Origin of the sequence: Streptococcus mitis (assembly GCF_946190335.1) — a bacterium.
In the GTDB taxonomy this organism is placed as follows: Bacteria; Bacillota; Bacilli; order Lactobacillales; family Streptococcaceae; genus Streptococcus; species Streptococcus mitis_CH.
Map to the genome: position 1 here is coordinate 614,128 of NZ_CAMHZN010000001.1, position 18,692 is coordinate 632,819.

An 18,692-nucleotide genomic window follows, 5' to 3' on the forward strand; every position below is an offset into this window, starting at 1 on the left:
AAACGTTTCATTTGTTGATTATATTATAACAGCGCTTTCATTAATTGTCAAGCGCTTTTTAAATTTTTTTTGTTGTTTTATCTCCCCAAAAATATGTGGGAATTACGATTCGTTTTTCTAGAATCTCTTCTCGCTTAATCATTTTCAGTATCATTGCAACAGATTCTTTTGCCATCATACAAATATCTTGAACTATTGTAGACACTAGATAAGATTGATCGACAGAAGTTTTTAAACCATCAAACCCAATTATCTGGTAATCATCAGGTGCTATTTTCCCCAGTTCTTTCATAACACTAATAACTCTCAGAGCCATCATATCATTTATTGTAAATATACCATCTATTTCTTTATGAGATTGCAAAAAAACTCTTATCTGATCTTCAGGATTTATTAAAGGTTCTTTCATTTCAAAATTATAGACATCTACTCCTAATTCCTTAGCTTTTTCTCTGAATCCTTTACTTCTGAGTATAGTCTCATTCTCATACATATTAATTGAACCAATAAAAGCAAGGTGCTTATTATCCCTTCTAACCAGTTCCTCTGCTGCAGTTTGTCCTCCTTTGTAATTTGCTGAAGTAACATAGCATACATTTTCCGAAAAATGTCTATCTATACTTACAAACGGTAAATCGGATAAAATATATTTGTCAATATCAGAATATGTAATACCAATAATTCCATCCACTTTATTTTGTTTCAACATTTCGATATATTCGATTTCATTTTGTGAATCGCTATCAGCGTTACAAATAAATAATTTATAATTATATTTTAATAACTCTTTCTCAACATGATAGGCAAACTCCGAGAAAAACGGATGCCAGATGCTCGGAATAATCAAAGCGATAGTTTCTGTTCTATTCTTTTTCATACCTCGAGCATAATTATCAGGGATATAGTCCAATGTTTTTATAGCCCTTTGAACTTTCCTTAAAGTTACTTCTTTAATGCCTTTTTCCTTATTAATCACACGTGAAACTGTTCCAACACTAACTCCTGCTTCTAAAGCAACATCTTTCATGGTAATTGATTTTCTTTGTTCTACCATATTATCACCTCCTTTCAATATATAGTATCATGCAAACGCTTTTTTAGCAACTATTTCTCAATCATTTTTGTCCAGATCCTTTTTCCTATCATGAATAAAATCACTCCAATTAGCTTTTGAAAATACTTCAATTTTCATATGTAAACATCTACATAAAACAGGAAAAGACTTTGTTTGCTTCTATCTCCCCTTCTTCATAATGTATTTCCGGTCTGGTGCTTCAATGGTTTTAACGATTTCAAAACCTTCTTTTTGATAGAGGTGCTTGGCTGCTTGATTTGACTCGAAGACATTTAGAGAAATAGTATCTATGTCTCCATTTTCAAAGACCAAACTAACAAATTTCCTTAAAGCCTGGCTACCTAAGCCCTGCCCCTGTTTCTGGGGGTTGATAACAAATCTTCCAATATGAAGATTCCTGTCTTCTAGCCTGATTTTCTGGATAAGTCCCACAAACTCTTGTCCATCAAAGATAGAAAAAACTCCTTCCAAATCTTGCAAGATTTGAATTGTTAAGGGAAAAGGAATCTTTGGTCCCATCCATTGTTCTTGAAAGGATTTACCAAGGGAGTTAGACCATTGGCATACGAATTGAGCATTTTCTATACTCACCTTTTCTTCAAAACGAATTGTCATCTTGACCTCACTATCTTGTTTATGTTTCTCCATTATACTACTTCTCCTATTTTTTACGAATAGATAAGTATGATTGATTTTTATTTTTTTCTTGTCGGGAGCATTCTCGCTTCCTTTCTTGGTTTGGTCATTGACCGTTTTCCTGAGCAATCCATTATCCTACCAGCTAGTCACTGCGATTCCTGTCAGACTCGCTTGCGGCCATTAGATTTGATTCCTATTTTCTCTCAGGTCTTCAATCGCTTTCGCTGTCGCTACTGCAAGGCTCCTTATCCTGTCTGGTATGCCCTCTTTGAACTAGGCTTAGGACTCCTCTTTCTGGCTTGGTCTTGGGAATTGCTTTCCTTGGGGCAAGTCATCCTAATCACTGCTGGTTTGACCTTGAGCATCTACGACTTTCGCCATCAGGAATATCCCCTACTGGTCTGGATGACTTTCCACCTAATCCTCATGGCTTCCTCTGGCTGGAATCTGGTCATGGTCTTTTTCCTTGCTCTTGGCTTTTTGGCTCATTTTATCGATATCCGCATGGGCGCAGGGGATTTTCTCTTTTTAGCTTCTTGTGCTCTCATCTTTAGCGCAACAGAATTACTCATCTTGATTCAGTTTGCTTCTGCGATGGGAATTCTAGCCTTTCTCCTGCAAAAGAAAAAGGAAAGACTTCCTTTCGTGCCTTTCCTCTTACTTGCTGCTTGCATGATTATTTTTGGTAATCTACTGCTTGTTTGATAAAGTCCTGAATCGGCTCTCCTTGGTGGAGAGCTTTTACGATTTTTGAACCGACGATAACGCCATCTGACACTGCATTGAAGCGTTCTACATCGGCTTGACTAGATACGCCAAAACCTGTCAAGACTGGGATATCGGCCACTTGATGCAATTGTGCCAAGTGCTTGTCCAAGTCTGCACGGTAATTGCCAGATTTCCCTGTCACCCCATTGATGGCAACCGCATAGACAAATCCTTCTGCCCCTTTAATTAATTCTTTCTGGCGCTCAATCCCTGTCGTCAAACTAACTAGGGGAATCAAGGCAATGTCTGTGTCTGCCAAATAAGGCTCTACAAAGTTGGCATGCTCATGAGGCAGGTCTGGGATAATCAAGCCCTTAACCGCTGTATCTGCCAAATCTTTGACAAAGTTCTCCACACCATACTGAAAGAGGGGGTTGAAGTAGGTCATGATGACCAGTGGAACCTCTGTTTCAATGGTTTTCAAGGTTTTAACCAAAGTCTGGGTAGAGGTCCCGTGGGCTAAACTGCGCAAGCCAGCTTCTTCGATAACAGGTCCATCTGCAACAGGGTCTGAAAAGGGAATGCCCACTTCAATTGCAGAGACACCCAAATCTTCTAAAAAGTGAATTGTTTCAGCAAGACCGTCCAAACCTTTTTCGTGGTCACCAGCCATAATATAAGGAACGAAAATTCCTTTTCCAGTTACTTTTATAGCATTCAATTTTTCTGTTAGTGTCTTAGGCATGAGCTTCTCCCTTCTTTGCTGCATCTGTTTCCAAGCGGTCTTTGACTTGAACCACATCCTTGTCCCCACGACCTGATAAGCAGACAATCATAGACTTGTCTGGTCCAAGTTCTTTGGCCAATTTCACTGCAAAGGCAATAGCATGGCTTGATTCCAAGGCTGGGATAATCCCTTCCACGCGAGACAAGAGCTGGAATCCTTCCAAGGCTTCCTCGTCTGTCACAGGAACATAGCTGGCACGTTTGATATCGTGGTAGTGAGAATGTTCTGGACCGATACCAGGATAGTCCAAACCTGCTGAGATAGAGAAGGCTTCAAGAATTTGACCATGAGCATCTTGAAGCACATCCATAAGAGAACCGTGAAGGACACCTGGACGACCCTTGGTCAAGGTAGCTGCGTGGTGCTCTGTGTCTACACCAAGTCCAGCCGCTTCAGCCCCATACATAGCTACAGACTCATCTTCTACAAATGGATGGAAGAGCCCAATGGCATTAGAACCACCGCCAACACAGGCTACTAGGGCATCTGGTAGATCTTGACCTGTCAAGTCACGGTACTGTTGTTTAGCCTCTCGACCGATGACACTTTGGAAGTCACGAACGATTTCTGGGAATGGATGAGGCCCCAAGGCAGAACCAAGGATATAGTGGGTATCATCGATATTAGCCACCCATGAACGAAGGGCTGCATTGACCGCATCCTTGAGCACGCGCGAACCATCTGTCACGGCCTCGACCTTGGCTCCCAAAAGCTCCATACGGAAGACATTGAGGGCTTGGCGTTTGACATCTTCCTCACCCATGTAAATGGTACATTCCATGTTAAAGAGGGCCGCAGCTGTTGCAGTTGCCACACCGTGCTGACCAGCACCCGTTTCAGCGATAATTTTCTTTTTGCCCATGCGTTTAGCGAGGAGAACTTGTCCCAAGGCATTGTTAATCTTGTGAGCCCCTGTATGGTTAAGGTCTTCTCGTTTGAGGTAAATCTTGGCTCCGCCGATATGCTGGGTCAAGTTTTTTGCGTAGTAAAGAGGCGTTTCACGTCCTACGTACTGACGTAAGAGTTGGTTCAATTCCTCTTGGAAACTTGGGTCTGCCTGACTTTCACGATAGGCCTTCTCCAACTCTAAAACTGCTGTCATCAATGTCTCTGGGACGAAACGTCCGCCGAATTTTCCGTAAAATCCATCTTTATTTGGTTCTTGATATGCCATTCTTTGCCCTCTCTATAAATCTTCTAATCTTTTCCTGATCTTTTTGTCCATCTGTCTCCACTCCGCTCGATACATCTACTGCATAGGGAGTAAAGTGTTGAATTGCTTTTACTACATTGTCTTCATTAAGGCCACCTGCGATAAAGAAGGGTTGAGTTAGTCCAGTCGTATCCAGTTGAGCCCAGTCAAAGGTCTGGCCACTCCCAGCCACAGGAGCATCAAAGAGTAGATAGTCTGCCTGAGAATTGGGCACATGACCCTCTCCATCCACCTGCACAGCCTGAATGCTGGCACAAGGCAAATTCTCAAATAAATCATCTGCCACCTGACCGTGAACTTGAACCAAGTCCAAGCCAACCTTGTCAATCGCTTCTAGCAGTTCTGCCCGACTCGGTGAAACAAATACACCAACCTTTTTGACATCTGCAGGAATAAGCTTTGCCAGCTCAGCAGCCTGATCCAAGCTCACCTGTCTTTTACTAGCTGCAAAGACAAAACCGATGTAGTCCGCCCCTGCTGAAACAGCTGTCTCCACCACTTCTTTGGTCGATAGTCCACAAATTTTAACCTTTGTCAATCTGCAACTCCTTGATTCTCTGGGCCACATCTTCTGCCTGCATAAGAGCTGTCCCTACCAAAATTCCGTTAAAGTATGGGGCTACTCGTTCTGCATCCTGCCCTTTGAAAATAGCAGATTCAGAAATGTACAAGCAATCATCTTTGAAATGTTTAGCCAAATCTACACTGGTCTGCAAGTCAACTTCAAAGGTGGTCAAGTTGCGGTTATTGACTCCGATAATCTGGGTACCAAGTCTGTGAGCCACTTCTAGTTCAGCTAGATTGTGAGTTTCCACCAAGACTTCCAGACCAAGCTCTGTCGCATAGTCATAAAGTTCCTTGAGGCGTTCTTCGGACAAGGCTGCCACAATGAGCAAGATGACTGTCGCACCTGCATTGCGAGCTCGGATGATTTGCTTTTCGTCGATGATAAAGTCCTTGTTAAGCGTCGGAATCTGTACCTGACTGGAAATCTCCCGCAGATAATCCAAATGTCCTTTAAAGAAAACTTCATCTGTCAGAACAGAAATCATCACTGCACCATTTGCTTCATAAGTCTGGGCCTGTTGCACAATATCCACATCGAGATTGATATCTCCCAGACTAGGGCTAGCCTTCTTAACTTCAGCGATTACCTGTAGACGGTCTTGGTGTTGTTTTAGATAGTCAGCCAAGCGATAGGTCTGGCGCAGGGGCTGGATTTCCTCCAGCTCCATCTGCTCAACCTCACGTGCCTTCTGCTCCAAGATTCGTGCTAAAAATTCCTGACTCATTTTTGGTACTCCTGTAACAGTCTGAGTTTTTCAAGGGCCTTGCCACTAGCAATGACTTGACGAGCTAAGGCAACTCCTTCCTTGATACTAGCTACTTTACCATTAGCATAGAAACCAAGCCCAGCATTTAAAACTGTCGTTTCCAAGAATGGACTTGGTTCATTTTTAAGAACGCTGAGCAAAATTTCTGCATTTTCCTGAGCATTCCCTCCACGAATATCGTCGATAGCGTAGCCTTCCATTCCCAAATCCTCTGGAGTAAAGCTTGACAAGCTGATTTCGCCATTTTCAAGAAGTGCAATTTTGGTTGTTCCATTCAAACCAGCTTCGTCCAATCCTTCTGGTCCAGCAACAACGATGGCACGTTTGCGACCCATATTTTTCAAAACCTGAGCTGTACTTTCTAGAAGTTCTGGACGACTAATACCAAGAAGCTGTGTTTCCAAAGCCATTGGGTGAATCAGAGGACCAGTCAAGTTCATGATTGTTGGAATTCCTAGTTCCAAACGAGCTGGCATGATGTATTTCATGGCTGGATGCATATTTTTTGCAAAGAGAAAGACGATGCCAGTTTTATCAAAAACCTTACCTAGTTCAGCTGGTTTGAGGTCTAGGTTGATGCCCAAGGCTTCTAGGACATCTGCAGAACCCGATTTAGAAGAAATCGAGCGGTTACCGTGTTTTGCCATGTGAACACCGCCACCAGCCAAGACAAAGGCTGCAGTTGTGGAAATATTAAAACTGAAAGACTTGTCTCCACCTGTACCACAGTTGTCCATGGCATCATGAATTTCAGTTGGAATATGTTGGGCATGCCCTCTCATGACTTGGGCAATGGCTGTGCGTTCTTCAGGTGTTTCCCCCTTCATCTTAAGAGCCAAAAGGAGAGAAGCAATTTGCGCTTCCGTTACACGCCCAGTTACGATACGCTCAATGACATCCGTCATTTCCACACCTGATAAATTTTCAAATTTTGCTAGTTTTTCAATAATCTCTTTCATCCTAGTTTCCTCACTTTACAACCTTCTCGATAAAATTCCGAATAGAAGACAAGCCATCTGGCGTTCCAATGCTCTCTGGATGGTACTGGAAGCCATAAATTGGAAGTGTTTTGTGTTGAATTCCCATGATGGCTTGGTCATCAGTCGAACGAGCTATCACTTCAAAGTCTTCTGGCATTTCTTCAATCAAAATACTGTGGTAACGCATGACCGCACGACCATCCTCGATACCTTGATACAAAACAGATGGCGCTTCAAAGCTGATATTACTCTGTTTCCCATGCATGACTTTTGGAGCCAAACCTAACTTACCACCAAAGACTTCTGCAATGGCTTGGTGGCCCAAACAAATTCCAAGAATCGGCTTCTTGCCAGAAAAATCACGAATCATGTCTTCCATCTTACCAGCATCAACTGGCCAACCAGGACCAGGAGAAAAGACCAGACCATCTGCTTTTTCAGCTTCTTCATACAGCTTGGGATCATCATTTCTCAAGACCTGAACTTCTGCAAAATTCCCGATGTATTGAGCCAAGTTATAGGTAAAAGAATCATAGTTGTCAATCAATAAAATCATGGTCTTAGTTCTCCAATTCTAGTCATAGATTTAGCCTTATTAATGGTTTCTTGGTATTCGTTTTGAGCGATGGAGTCATAGACAATCCCTGCCCCAGCCTGCACATAAGCTGTTTGATTTTTGAGAATCATAGTTCGGATGGCAATGGCGAAATCCATATCACCCGTTGCAGACAAGTAGCCGATTGCTCCTGCGTATACGCCGCGTTTTTCCGTTTCCAGTTCATAGATGCGTCTCATGGCCCGAATCTTTGGTGCTCCTGAAACTGTTCCAGCTGGAAGTGTTGATTTTAAAGCATCCATAGCAGTGAGTTCTGGAAGCAAACGCCCTTTCACCACGCTGGTCAAATGCATGACATAGCGGAAGAGCTCCACTTCCATATACTTAGTGACTTGGACACTGGCTGTTTCAGAGATGCGACCAATATCATTACGACCTAAGTCTACCAACATTCGATGCTCTGCTGTTTCTTTTTCATCAGAAAGCAGGTCTGTCGCCAAAGCTTTGTCCTCTTCATCCGTTGCTCCTCTTGGTCGTGTACCCGCAATCGGATTGGTTGTCACGATGCCATTTTTAACAGAAACCAAACTTTCTGGACTAGCGCCGATGATTTGATAATCCCCAAAATCATAGAAATAAAGGTAATTAGAAGGATTAGTCACGCGGAGATTTCTGTAGAAGTCAAATGGATTTCCAGTAACTTCTGCTGAGAAGCGCTGACTGAGTACACATTGGAACATATCGCCATTACGAATCAAGTCACGAGCTGTTTCCACCATGTCTTCAAACTTCTGAGGAGCGATATGCGGTTTGAAGTCCAGCGTAGATAAATCCAAGTCTTCAAATTCATTTGGAGCAGGGATGCGTAATTCCTCAAGCACTTGGTTCAAGGCTTCTTCCAAGTCTTCTTGACTGCGCTCACTATAAAGAGCATCCTCAATGATATGAATTTTTTCTTTCTTGTGGTCAAAGACCATGTAGCTCTCATAAACAAAGAAATGCATGTCTGGTGTCCCAATGGTATCCTCAGGAATTTGACCAATTTCTTCATAGAGTGAAATCATATCGTAACCCACAAATCCAATAGCTCCCCCACTAAAAGGTAGGTCTGAATGGTGCTGGCTCTTATGAGTCACTTCATAAAGGAAATCCAAAGGATCCTGATCAATCACTTGACCATTTTGATAAAGAACTCCATTTTCAAACTTAATCTCAAAAACTGGATTATAGGCTAGGATAGAAAAACGAGCTGTTTCCTTGTCTCTCGGAATACTCTCTAAGATAACCTTGTGTTGCCCCTTTAGGCGCATATAAGCCAAGATTGGTGATAAGACATCTCCATGAATGATTCGTTCCATTGTAATTTCCCTTTCAGTTCTACTTCTAGTCCGTGGCGACTGTATGAAAAATCCCCACGCAAAATAACTTGCGTGAGGACGAAATTCGCGGTGCCACCTCAATTATAGGATTTCTCCTATCTCTCATTCCTGTCTCAGAACCTTCCTGTAACAGGCTGTGCTATAAAGGGCACTCCCTTGAGAATTATGTTTTCTTCTCTCGTTTCAGATGGACCCAACCTTACAGCTTTCTCTGCTTGTTTCCAGCAATCACAAGCTCTCTGTGAGAGAAAGGACTGTAATTTTTCCATCTTTTATTTTTTAGCTTCTAGGTAGTCCGCAATTGCAGCTACGTCCTTGTCTCCACGACCAGAGACATTGATGATGATAATGTCATCTTTGCTTAGTTTCGGTGCACGTTTAACTGCTTCTGCGATAGCGTGCGAACTTTCAATCGCTGGGATAATTCCTTCAGTCTTGCTGAGAAGGAGGAGAGCCTGAACAGCTTCTTCATCCGTCGCAGCGACATATTCCACGCGACCTGAATCTTTAAAGTAGGCATGTTCTGGCCCAACACCTGGATAGTCCAATCCAGCTGAGATAGAGTAAACTGGAGCCAGCTCTCCGTCTTCCTTAAAGACTGCATAAGTCTTCATACCGTCGACAATTCCGATACTACCTTTTGTCATAGTAGCTGCGTGCTTGTCTGTGTCAAGTCCGTGACCAGCAGCTTCAACCCCAACCAATTTAACTTCTTCATCAGCCACATACTGAGAAAAAGCACCAATGGCATTGGAACCACCACCTACACAGGCAATAACGTAGTCTGGTAAACGACCTTCTTTTTCTAAGATTTGACGGCGAGATTCTTCACTGATGACCTTTTGGAACTCGTGGACAATTGTAGGATAAGGGTGAGGACCTACAGCAGATCCCAGAACATAGAAGGCTTCAAGGTCATTCATCCATGCTCCAAAGGCTGCATCAACCGCATCCTTAAGAGTTCGTGTCCCTGTTTCAACTGCATGAACAGTTGCTCCCATCATCTCCATACGGAAAACATTGAGACGTTGACGTTCCACATCCTCTGCTCCCATGTAGACATCACAGGCCATACCAAACTTGGCTGCAGCCGCTGCTGTCGCAACACCGTGCTGACCAGCTCCTGTTTCCGCAATCACTCTTTTTTTGCCCATGCGTTTAGCCAAAAGAATTTGTCCTAAAACGTTATTGAGTTTGTGAGAACCAAGGTGGTTAAGGTCTTCACGCTTGAGATAAATCTTAGCGCCACCTAGGTGGTCTGTCAAACTTTCCGCAAAATAGAGTGGTGTTTCGCGACCGGAATAGTCCTTTAAGTAATGACGAAATTCTGCCAAAAACTCTGGATCATCCTTGTACTTGTCAAATGTCACTTCCAACTCATCCAACAAAGCCTGAATCGGCTCCGGTACAAAACTTCCACCAAATTGTCCAAAATAACCTTTAGTTGTCATAAAAATTTCCTCTTTCTGTATTGATTTCAAGATATGAAAAAAGCCCACACACAGAATTAAATTCCGTGTGAGGGCGTTGGTAACGCGGTGCCACCTCAATTATAAAGGGACTATCCCTTTACATCTCTGCCTTGTCTAACAACAAGTTGCACTGTAAGGTGTGCGCACCGAATTTTCATTGTTTCAAATTCATTTTTAAAATCAGCCCACTTTCACTACTTTCAACCACCTGTTCACAATCACCACAGGCTCCCTGAAGATCAAAAATAGTTACTTTTCTGATTTGTTGAACTTATTTTAATACTTTGTTTTTTCTTTGTCAAGACTTTTTTACGATTTTTTTGAAAGATGTGTGATTCGAATGTGATAATGTCTTTAGTAAATCGAACGTGAAAATGTCCCACTTGTTGGAAATTGGATCCAACTCAATAGAAACTGAATAGATGCTAAACAGAACTTACTTTAGAACACTCCATCTTTTCCATTAGGATTTTCAAGAATTAAACAATACTAGAAACTCTGTCTCCTAACAAGTTTAGTAGAAACTTCAACAGATGTGACACTTTCCCCCTTTATAATTGCTAATACCCCTTCAATCATTTCTTGAGCTAATTTAACATAATTAGGAGAAATTGTAGATAAAGCTGGAGTATAATATTGAGAAATTGGAATATTGTCAAATCCGATTATTGAAATATCATCAGGAATGGTAATTTCCTTCTCATAGCAAGAACGAATCAATCCCTGTACTTTCTCATCACCGGATACAAAAATCAAATCAGGATAATTTTGATTAGATAGATGTCTTGTAGCATATGAATAAACCGAATCTATTGTAGTTAGACCATATACAACTTTCAAATCCATTTCATAGTTTTTATCATTTAAAAAAGCACGAACCCCTCTCTCTCGATCAATATTAACAAGGGATTCTCCTCCCATAAGTAACCACATACTATTAATGTTTTCTTTTGATACTAATTTCATCATGTCATAAGTGGCCTGAAAATTGTTGTTAGAAACATACACAACATTAGGTGTTCTAGATTCTCCAAAAACTATGAATGGAATTTTATTCTTTTGTAAGTAATTAATCCGAATATCTTCTTTACTTTCATAAAATACTATTACACCATCTATCAAACTTCCTGTACTCGAGATTATTGAATTACTAATTGTATCCTCTTCACTAAAATATTCAACAATAGCGTTAACACCATACTCTTTACAAGTTTGTAAAACTTTATCTAATAAAGTTTGGAACCAAATTAAAGGAAAAGAGTCGATTTTTTTTACAGAAATCAATATATTTATAGCTTCTTTTTTAGTTAAATTTCTTGCATATGCATTTGGAATATACGACAATTCTTCTATAACTTTTTGAATCGCTTGATAAGTTTCTTCTTTAACATTTACTCCACCATTAATAACTCGTGAAACTGTTTTTGGAGAAAAACCTGATAAACGTGCAATATCATAAATAGTTACCTTTTTCCCATTTATATTTTTCATTTCAGTCCTCCATTACGAACATTCTAATATTACTATACAATATTTAATTTTTTTTAACAAGAGAATTTAGTAAATTATTTAAGATCCACAAATTCACAAAATTGATTTTACAAATATTCTTCCCCTTCAAAAAAGTTTAAATTGCATTTCACACCTTTATTTTTAAGAATGTTTCCAACTTCACGACAAATAAATTCATATGAGAAAAAACTACCATAAAATTGTAGATTAACTTTTTCAGTAAAAATTGTAGGATTTATAAAAATATATAAAAGCCTGTCAATGTAACATTCTAACATAGACTTAATTTTTTCTTTAAAAATAACATTTGTTATCAACTCATTTGGAGGTAAATGAAAGGGAAACACCATTTCACAAATATCATAAAAAGAAATAAATTTGTATACTTGTATCAAACAATTATTATCAAAATATTCTATTTTACCTAAATCAAAATTGATTTTATAATCTTTCATAAAAACCTCAGAGCAAAAATCTACTCAAAAATTAGATGATTAAAACATCTAAAAAACAAAAGGACAAAAACATCTGTCCCTTTGTTTACTAAATTTCAGCTAATTTCTTCGACATAAATAACACCTACAATATTAGCAATTTCTTCCATCAAACGAAGATGTTCAAATCTTCCTGATAGTTCTAGAGTAATAAATGATGCTATTTTTTTTTCTGGAACATCAAAATATTCAATTCTTTCTGAATTAACATCTCCAAATGCAGTTCTAGAATCAGTCATTCTAATGCCATTCTCAGCACAGTATACTAGTACCCGATTATATGCCTCTGTAGATCTAACAACGATATACAATTCTATTATCTTTGAACGACTTTGAAGATATTTTTTTAAAGGTTGGAACATAGTTATAACACTCCAAACAGACACTGCTCCTAGTACGGCTCCTTCATAAAAACCAACACCTATAGCTAGACCGATTCCAGCTGAAGCCCATATTCCGGCTGCAGTTGTTAAACCAGTTATTTTCTTTTTATCTGTAATAAGTATTGTTCCAGCCCCAAGAAAACCAACACCTGATATAACTTGCGCACCTAAGCGTGTAGGATCTCCTGTACCAAATTTATAAGATACATACTCATTAGTCATCATAATTAAACATGCAGCCAGACAAACAATACTATGTGTACGAATACCTGCTGGTTGAGATTTACTTCCTCTCTCTAAACCAATTACTCCACCAATAACTAATGAAAGTACAATTCTTAATACAATTTCGATATATGATAGTCCTAAGCTTGTTGCCTGCATTATTATTTCCTTTTTCTACTAGCTGGTCTCTGAGTAAAGTATAATACAGAACCAGAAATTATCATTAATACAATAGTATAAACGAACACAAGTGCTTGAGCATTTGAAGTTGCTGTTTCATCACCTGCTGAACGAATAGTTATACCCAGCGGTTGAGCTAATGGATGGTAAAGAAATACAGATAAGTCGAAGTCAGTTAATAAAGAGTTAAAGTTTAAAGCAATAACAGAGAGAACAACCGGTAAAATAAATGGAATGATAACCTTCATCATAGTATAAAAAGGTGAAGCACCCATACTTCTTGCTGCATCTTCCATCTCATCATCAACACTAAATAAAATAGCACGTACCATTCTATAAGAAAATGGGATTTTTACAACTATATATGCAATAAGTAGAATTACCAAACTACCTACCAAAATCTGATTCAAGACAAGAAATTGTGGCTGATTAAAAGTAAATAATAAACTTACTGCTAAAAGTGTACTTGGTAGTAACCAAGGAAGTAGAGCACCATATTCAAATAAGAAATCAAAGCGAGCTTTATGTTTTCTGACAACTCGAGCAAATATAACTGCGAGAATTGTTGCTGTTGTCGCAGCGATAATAGAATAAATAAAGCTGACCAAGAATGGAGAGAATGCCGCACTATTACTAAAGAATAAGCGATAATTTTCTAAAGTAAAGTTTGATAATGTTAAGTTACCTGTTTGAATTGCAACTGGATCTGTAAATGAGTATAATACTATAAAAATTAGTGGAAGCATGAAAACTGTGAACAATCCATATGCTACAATGTGAGCAATGATATTCCAAGGCTTAGATGCAATTTTTTGTTTTTTAAGAGGCGCTTTAGTCTTAGAGATAGAAATATAATTTCCACCTTTTTCTATCTTATTCATGATAGTAAGCAAAATTGTAGTTGCAATACCTAAAATAATTGCAAGTAAGGCAGCTAAATCACGAGAATTCCCCATCCCTGCAAATGTAATAATCATTGGATTTATAGTTTGAAATCCTTTACCACCAACAATCATGGGTGCTGCTACTGCAGACAAACCACTAAGAAAAACCATAATAGTAAGTGCAAATAGAGTTGGAATTAAGGTTGGTAACACTACTTTTCGGAAAACAGTAAATGGTTTTGCTCCCATATTTCGTGCAGCCTCAATAGTGTGATAGTCAACGCTTCGAATTGTATTTGTTAAAAACAATGTATGATTAGCAGTTCCTGAAAATGTCATAATGAATAAGACTGCACCATACCCAATAAACCAGTTAGGGTCTAAAGAAGGGATAACATTTTGTAAAAATTTTGTTATCAATCCATAAGGACCATAGACAAATTTATATCCAGTCGCTAAAACCACTCCTCCATAAATTAAAGAGGTCATATAGCCTAATTTTAAAATTTTAGCACCTTTAATATCAAAGTACTCTGTAAATAGAACACAAAGAATACCTACGACATTAACTGTAATAATGAGTGAAAATGCTAACTTAAAACTGTTCATAATACTCTGAAGTGCCCTCTCAGATTTTAGAACACGATGTACAGCTTCAAGGGAAAATTCTCCTCCTTTTACAAATACATTCACTACTAGATCAAAGTTTGGATAAATAATAAATGTTACTAGGAACCAGATTAACCCTAAACGAATAAGCCAATCTTTTAAATTTAATTTATGACGCATACTGCACCTCCTTAAAATTGCAGAACGTCTGATGGTGTGATAAATAAGTCCACACTTTCTCCGACAGATCTAATAGCAGCCTGACTATCAATACTTGTTACATTAAGAATCTGACTTTCAGAAACTTTTATTGTATAGTGAATTGTAACTCCAGAAAACTCAACATCAATAATTGTTCCTTTTAGAATGAAATCTTGTTCAGTTTCACGATTGAATCGAACTTTCTCTAATCGAATGTATCCTTTTTTATCTTCTAAGAAAACGCTTGCATTTTTAAGTAATACTTCGTGGACTGTTTCATCGGTCAAAACATTAATATCGCCAATAAAATCACATACAAATTCAGTTTGAGAATTATGATAAATCTCTACAGGTGTACCGACCTGTTCGATGTATCCATTGTTAAAGACTGCAATTCTATCAGATAAAGTTAAGGCTTCCTCTTGATCATGAGTAACATATAAAGTAGTAATACCTAACTCTTTTTGAAGTCTTTTCAACTCTTTTCTCAAATCTACACGTAATTTTGCGTCAAGGTTTGACAATGGTTCATCTAGACAAAGAATTTTAGGTTCAAGAACCAGAGCACGAGCCAATGCTACCCTTTGTTGTTGACCCCCAGATAATTCTGATACATTACGCTGTAACTGTTGATCAGAGATCTTAATTTTTGCTGCTACTGCTGATACTTTAGCTTTAATAACATCTGGAGCTACCTTCTTAACTTTTAAACCAAATGCAATATTATCAAAAACAGTCATAGTTGGAAATAGCGCATAAGATTGAAATACAATACCAATTCCACGCTTTTCAGGTTCCAAATGAGTGACATCTGTTCCATTAACTTCAATACTTCCTGATGATGGATCTAGAAAACCTACCAATGCTCTCAAAGTAGTTGATTTACCACATCCTGAAGGCCCAAGAAATGTAAAAAATTCCCCTTCATGTATATCTAAATTCAGATTATCAATTGCAACAAAATCACCATATTTAATTTGAATATTATCAAATTTAATCATCTCACTAACTCCCTCTATTACTAAACCAAAAGCCTCTCTTTATTTCTTCCATAAATTTAGAAATAATAGAGAGACTTGGACATAAAAATTAACTCTTATTTCTTATTGTACGTATTCTAATTCAGCTTTTTCTACCCATTCATCCAAATGCTTTCCAACAGCTTCCCAGTCAATATTTTGTGGTTTCACTTGATCAACAAATTTCTTAGTATCTTCTGGTAGATCTTTGAGGGCATCTTTATTTGCAGGAATAGATCCAAAGTTCTTACTATATTCTACTTGAATTTCTGATTGACCAAACCAATCAATAAATTCTTTAGCTAACGCTTGTTTTTTACTAGTGCTTAAAACCATAGTTTGTTCAGTTACAAATGGTACACCAATCTCAGGAGTCATAACTTTGAAAACAACATTTTGTTCTTTTTGTCCAACTAATGCACCAGAACCCCACATCATTCCATATTGTATTGGATCTTCTTTGTCTAACATCTTAACAATTGAACTTTCTCCCTTTTGAAGAGTGTATGCATTTTTCAAATATTCTTTTGCTACTTCCCAACCTTTTTCGGAAACACCTAATTCACCTTTATCATCAAGGTATCGAACTAAGATACTTGCTAGAATTGCCCGTCCTGTACCACCTGAGAGCCCAGAAATTGAATATTTACCTTTATACTTACTACCTAATTCAGTCCAATCTTTAGGCATTTCTTTTACATCAGGCGCCCCAATTAAAACTAATGGTTGAACAATCACAGGATTATAATAATTATCTTTATCGGATAAAGATTGATCAATTTTATCTAACCATTTAGGCTTGTACTGTACTAGTAATTTTTGATCTCTAATTTTATTTGAATCAACAGCACCAATTCCAAATACCATATCTGCAACTGCATTATTCTTCTCAGCAATAACACGGTCTGCTAATTGAGCGCCAGGGATATCAACCATTTTGATATTAAAACCAGCTTCTTTTGCTTTAGCAGTTAACCAATCACCACGACCATTTGAGACTGAGTTCGAATAGATTACTAGTTCTTGACTTTTATCAGCTTTTTCTTCAGATGAAGAAGCAGTCGTAGAATTTGAACCTCCAGAGCAAGCAGCAAGTGTAGTAAGAGCAACTCCCGTTGCAAGTACAGTAGACCAAACTTTCATTTTTTTCATGATAAGTTCTCCTTTTTAATTATTTTATTTAAATTTTTCGTGATATGGAACAAATTGTCTCATATCTTCAAATACAGTATAGTCAATACGGTTTACAGTAATAGTTGGAATCTTCTCTAATAAAATTTCAGTTAATTCTGCTCTGACTTTAGTAAACTCTTCTTCCTCCTCTTCGGTTAGAGGAATCCGAAGATACCCAATTGAAATATGGAATTGATATCTATCATGATTAGGGAAACGAACACCTGCTTTTTCTGAGACATAAGTACGAATTTCTTCTAATCTCTTTGCAGAAGCTTCATCTGCAGGTTCAACTAGTATGTTTTGTTTTCCCATTTCAGTTACACGCATATGAATTTCTTCATCCAACAATGGAAAAATTTCAAGTTGTTTAGCAAAGTAATCATGTATTTCCTGTAAAGGTGTATCTAGAGGAAGATTACTGCTCCAAAACTCCGTTTCACGATTTTCATGGCACAACAATTCAATTACAGTCATGTGAATAGAATTCCTTGGAGTTAAAGTAAACTTATCGATAAATGGTAATTCTCTATAACGTGATTGAATAATATCAACAACTTCCATCAAATCTTGTTTAGTATAAAGATTTGCTACAACTGTATTCCCAGGGAAATGATTAAATTCCCCATTCTCTTTGAACTTAATTTTTGTTAAGTTTTTCATATAAAGACCTTCTTTTTTATATTTGACATCGGTGTCATCTTGTTTACATTATACAATGAAACCGTTTCCTTTGTCAAGCGCTTTCAAACATTTTTTTAAAAAAATTTATCTTTCATTAAATATGCATTTCATTAAAAGGTTAAGTAATTTTTCCAAAATACAGCACTCATATAGACAGTATCATCAATTATAGCCATTGGGATTTTTTGATTGCCAATTCCATGTATCTCTACACATGTCTTCAATCGATTTTGTTGTCCTCCAATTTAATTCCTTATATGCTTTGTCTGCATTTGCATAACAAGTCGCAACGTCTCCTGATCGTCTTGGTACAATTTTATACGGAATTGGAACCTTATTAACACTTTCAAATGTATTTACAAGTTGTAATACACTTGTGCCTTCTCCTGAACCAAGGTTATAAATATAAACATCTGTTTTTTCAGATACTTTTTCTAAAGCTTTTATATGCCCTATCGCTAAATCCACTACATGGATATAATCGCGAACACCAGTACCATCTACCGTATCATAATCATCTCCAAAAACACTTAGCTCTGGTCGCTTACCTACCGCTACTTGTGCAATAAAAGGCATTAAGTTGTTAGGAATGCCTGATGGATCTTCTCCAATCAACCCCGACTCATGAGCACCAATCGGATTGAAATAACGAAGCAACGCAATACTCCACTCTGAATCTGCTACATGAACATCTTTTAAAATTTGTTCAAGCATCACTTTTGTGTACCCATACGGATTCGTTGCACTTGTCGGCATCGTCTCAATAAGGGGAGACTGATTGTGAACGCCGTATACAGTCGCACTCGATGAAAATACAATCTTTTTAACATTAAACTCTGACATCACTTCAACAAGAGCTAATGTGCTCATAATATTATTTTCGTAATACATTACAGGCTTTTGCACGGATTCGCCGACAGCTTTGTATCCTGCAAAATGAATTGCAGCCTCAATCGATTCTTGTTCAAAAACTTTTCTCAATCCTTGTTTATCACAAACATCTAATTCGTAAAACGCAGGACGTTGCCCTGTAATTGCTTCAATACGATCTAATACTAAAATGCTTGAGTTTGAAAGGTTGTCGACAATAACGACTTCCTTACCTAAATTTAGTAATTCTACTACGGTATGGCTACCAATATAACCAGCTCCGCCTGTTACCAATATTGCCATTTTTACTTCCTC

Annotated in this window: 19 protein-coding genes and 2 other annotated features; of the genes, 1 reads left to right on the forward strand and 18 read right to left on the reverse strand. The window is 38.1% G+C overall.

Going from position 1 to position 18,692, the window contains the following annotated elements:
• Window positions 1–58: 58 nt before the first annotated feature.
• Together N8O43_RS03185 and N8O43_RS03190 are read right to left on the reverse strand one after the other, a co-directional pair.
• Window positions 59–1,054 carry a LacI family DNA-binding transcriptional regulator gene (locus N8O43_RS03185; RefSeq protein WP_261089404.1) on the reverse strand — a complete coding sequence of 332 codons (996 nt, stop codon included), beginning with the start codon at window positions 1,052–1,054 and terminating at the stop codon, window positions 59–61.
• A gap of 180 nt (window positions 1,055–1,234) precedes the next feature.
• Window positions 1,235–1,690 (reverse strand): GNAT family N-acetyltransferase, encoded by a 456-nt coding sequence (locus tag N8O43_RS03190; RefSeq protein ID WP_261089467.1) that lies wholly within the window; start codon window positions 1,688–1,690, stop codon window positions 1,235–1,237.
• Window positions 1,691–1,759: 69 nt separating this feature from the next.
• Between N8O43_RS03190 and N8O43_RS03195 the strand changes: the two genes are divergently transcribed.
• Window positions 1,760–2,419 carry a prepilin peptidase gene (locus tag N8O43_RS03195; RefSeq protein WP_261089405.1) on the forward strand — a complete coding sequence of 220 codons (660 nt, stop codon included), beginning with the start codon at window positions 1,760–1,762 and terminating at the stop codon, window positions 2,417–2,419.
• Here the strand turns inward: N8O43_RS03195 and trpA are convergent.
• The 16 genes from trpA to galE form a co-directional block, all read right to left on the reverse strand.
• Window positions 2,391–3,167, reverse strand: a complete 777-nt coding sequence (gene trpA / locus N8O43_RS03200; RefSeq protein ID WP_261089406.1) for a tryptophan synthase subunit alpha — start codon at window positions 3,165–3,167, stop codon at window positions 2,391–2,393. The two genes, N8O43_RS03195 and trpA, sit on opposite strands and share 29 nt — an antisense overlap.
• Window positions 3,160–4,383, reverse strand: coding sequence for a tryptophan synthase subunit beta (trpB, locus tag N8O43_RS03205; RefSeq protein WP_261089407.1), 1,224 nt, complete (start codon window positions 4,381–4,383; stop codon window positions 3,160–3,162). The genes trpA and trpB (N8O43_RS03205) overlap by 8 nt, the downstream gene beginning before the upstream one ends.
• Entirely contained in the window at window positions 4,361–4,960 is a 600-nt protein-coding gene (locus N8O43_RS03210) for a phosphoribosylanthranilate isomerase (RefSeq protein ID WP_261089408.1), read from the reverse strand. The genes trpB (N8O43_RS03205) and N8O43_RS03210 overlap by 23 nt, the downstream gene beginning before the upstream one ends.
• Complete coding sequence (gene trpC / locus N8O43_RS03215; protein ID WP_261089409.1) at window positions 4,947–5,714, reverse strand: indole-3-glycerol phosphate synthase TrpC; 768 nt, start codon at window positions 5,712–5,714, stop codon at window positions 4,947–4,949. The genes N8O43_RS03210 and trpC overlap by 14 nt, the downstream gene beginning before the upstream one ends.
• The gene (gene trpD, locus N8O43_RS03220; RefSeq protein WP_261089410.1) at window positions 5,711–6,715 is read right to left on the reverse strand and encodes an anthranilate phosphoribosyltransferase; all 1,005 of its coding nucleotides are present in this window, start codon (window positions 6,713–6,715) and stop codon (window positions 5,711–5,713) included. Before trpD ends, trpC begins: the two co-directional genes overlap by 4 nt.
• A gap of 10 nt (window positions 6,716–6,725) precedes the next feature.
• Window positions 6,726–7,292, reverse strand: coding sequence for an aminodeoxychorismate/anthranilate synthase component II (locus N8O43_RS03225; protein WP_261089412.1), 567 nt, complete (start codon window positions 7,290–7,292; stop codon window positions 6,726–6,728).
• A complete protein-coding gene (trpE, locus tag N8O43_RS03230) occupies window positions 7,289–8,650 on the reverse strand; it encodes an anthranilate synthase component I (protein ID WP_261089414.1) in 1,362 nt (453 codons plus the stop codon). Before trpE ends, N8O43_RS03225 begins: the two co-directional genes overlap by 4 nt.
• A 71-nt stretch (window positions 8,651–8,721) precedes the next feature.
• Window positions 8,722–8,947: a binding site (T-box leader), on the reverse strand.
• Window positions 8,944–10,122 (reverse strand): tryptophan synthase subunit beta, encoded by a 1,179-nt coding sequence (gene trpB, locus N8O43_RS03235; RefSeq protein WP_000208439.1) that lies wholly within the window; start codon window positions 10,120–10,122, stop codon window positions 8,944–8,946. (Overlaps the previous feature by 4 nt.)
• A gap of 66 nt (window positions 10,123–10,188) precedes the next feature.
• Window positions 10,189–10,412: a binding site (T-box leader), on the reverse strand.
• A 220-nt stretch (window positions 10,413–10,632) separates the two neighbouring features.
• On the reverse strand, window positions 10,633–11,634 hold the full coding sequence (locus tag N8O43_RS03240) for a LacI family DNA-binding transcriptional regulator (protein ID WP_261010385.1): 1,002 nt from the start codon (window positions 11,632–11,634) through the stop codon (window positions 10,633–10,635).
• A gap of 107 nt (window positions 11,635–11,741) precedes the next feature.
• Window positions 11,742–12,110 (reverse strand): hypothetical protein, encoded by a 369-nt coding sequence (locus N8O43_RS03245; protein ID WP_060805805.1) that lies wholly within the window; start codon window positions 12,108–12,110, stop codon window positions 11,742–11,744.
• 95 nt (window positions 12,111–12,205) lie between these two features.
• Window positions 12,206–12,916: an MgtC/SapB family protein gene (locus N8O43_RS03250; protein ID WP_001149046.1), complete on the reverse strand. Its 711-nt coding sequence runs from the start codon at window positions 12,914–12,916 to the stop codon at window positions 12,206–12,208.
• Window positions 12,917–12,918: 2 nt separating this feature from the next.
• Entirely contained in the window at window positions 12,919–14,610 is a 1,692-nt protein-coding gene (locus N8O43_RS03255) for an ABC transporter permease (protein ID WP_023943877.1), read from the reverse strand.
• Window positions 14,611–14,621: 11 nt separating this feature from the next.
• Window positions 14,622–15,632 (reverse strand): ABC transporter ATP-binding protein, encoded by a 1,011-nt coding sequence (locus tag N8O43_RS03260; RefSeq protein ID WP_000589137.1) that lies wholly within the window; start codon window positions 15,630–15,632, stop codon window positions 14,622–14,624.
• A 102-nt stretch (window positions 15,633–15,734) separates the two neighbouring features.
• The gene (locus N8O43_RS03265; RefSeq protein ID WP_061743802.1) at window positions 15,735–16,802 is read right to left on the reverse strand and encodes an extracellular solute-binding protein; all 1,068 of its coding nucleotides are present in this window, start codon (window positions 16,800–16,802) and stop codon (window positions 15,735–15,737) included.
• A 24-nt stretch (window positions 16,803–16,826) separates the two neighbouring features.
• Window positions 16,827–17,486: a DUF1868 domain-containing protein gene (locus tag N8O43_RS03270; protein ID WP_000793811.1), complete on the reverse strand. Its 660-nt coding sequence runs from the start codon at window positions 17,484–17,486 to the stop codon at window positions 16,827–16,829.
• A 183-nt stretch (window positions 17,487–17,669) separates the two neighbouring features.
• Window positions 17,670–18,680 (reverse strand): UDP-glucose 4-epimerase GalE, encoded by a 1,011-nt coding sequence (galE, locus tag N8O43_RS03275; protein ID WP_057487890.1) that lies wholly within the window; start codon window positions 18,678–18,680, stop codon window positions 17,670–17,672.
• Window positions 18,681–18,692: the final 12 nt, after the last annotated feature.

Bases quoted from the DNA above. Each gene is read 5' to 3' on its own strand.
- trpB (WP_261089407.1), bottom strand. From the start codon at position 4,383: ATGGCATATCAAGAACCAAATAAAGATGGATTTTACGGAAAATTCGGC.
- N8O43_RS03265 (WP_061743802.1), bottom strand. From the start codon at position 16,802: ATGAAAAAAATGAAAGTTTGGTCTACTGTACTTGCAACGGGAGTTGCT.
- N8O43_RS03240 (WP_261010385.1), bottom strand. From the start codon at position 11,634: ATGAAAAATATAAATGGGAAAAAGGTAACTATTTATGATATTGCACGT.
- N8O43_RS03270 (WP_000793811.1), bottom strand. From the start codon at position 17,486: ATGAAAAACTTAACAAAAATTAAGTTCAAAGAGAATGGGGAATTTAAT.
- N8O43_RS03255 (WP_023943877.1), bottom strand. From the start codon at position 14,610: ATGCGTCATAAATTAAATTTAAAAGATTGGCTTATTCGTTTAGGGTTA.
- trpD (WP_261089410.1), bottom strand. From the start codon at position 6,715: ATGAAAGAGATTATTGAAAAACTAGCAAAATTTGAAAATTTATCAGGT.
- trpE (WP_261089414.1), bottom strand. From the start codon at position 8,650: ATGGAACGAATCATTCATGGAGATGTCTTATCACCAATCTTGGCTTAT.
- N8O43_RS03225 (WP_261089412.1), bottom strand. From the start codon at position 7,292: ATGATTTTATTGATTGACAACTATGATTCTTTTACCTATAACTTGGCT.
- N8O43_RS03190 (WP_261089467.1), bottom strand. From the start codon at position 1,690: ATGACAATTCGTTTTGAAGAAAAGGTGAGTATAGAAAATGCTCAATTC.
- N8O43_RS03195 (WP_261089405.1), top strand. From the start codon at position 1,760: ATGATTGATTTTTATTTTTTTCTTGTCGGGAGCATTCTCGCTTCCTTT.
- galE (WP_057487890.1), bottom strand. From the start codon at position 18,680: ATGGCAATATTGGTAACAGGCGGAGCTGGTTATATTGGTAGCCATACC.
- N8O43_RS03250 (WP_001149046.1), bottom strand. From the start codon at position 12,916: ATGCAGGCAACAAGCTTAGGACTATCATATATCGAAATTGTATTAAGA.
- trpC (WP_261089409.1), bottom strand. From the start codon at position 5,714: ATGAGTCAGGAATTTTTAGCACGAATCTTGGAGCAGAAGGCACGTGAG.
- N8O43_RS03185 (WP_261089404.1), bottom strand. From the start codon at position 1,054: ATGGTAGAACAAAGAAAATCAATTACCATGAAAGATGTTGCTTTAGAA.
- N8O43_RS03260 (WP_000589137.1), bottom strand. From the start codon at position 15,632: ATGATTAAATTTGATAATATTCAAATTAAATATGGTGATTTTGTTGCA.
- trpB (WP_000208439.1), bottom strand. From the start codon at position 10,122: ATGACAACTAAAGGTTATTTTGGACAATTTGGTGGAAGTTTTGTACCG.
- N8O43_RS03245 (WP_060805805.1), bottom strand. From the start codon at position 12,110: ATGAAAGATTATAAAATCAATTTTGATTTAGGTAAAATAGAATATTTT.
- trpA (WP_261089406.1), bottom strand. From the start codon at position 3,167: ATGCCTAAGACACTAACAGAAAAATTGAATGCTATAAAAGTAACTGGA.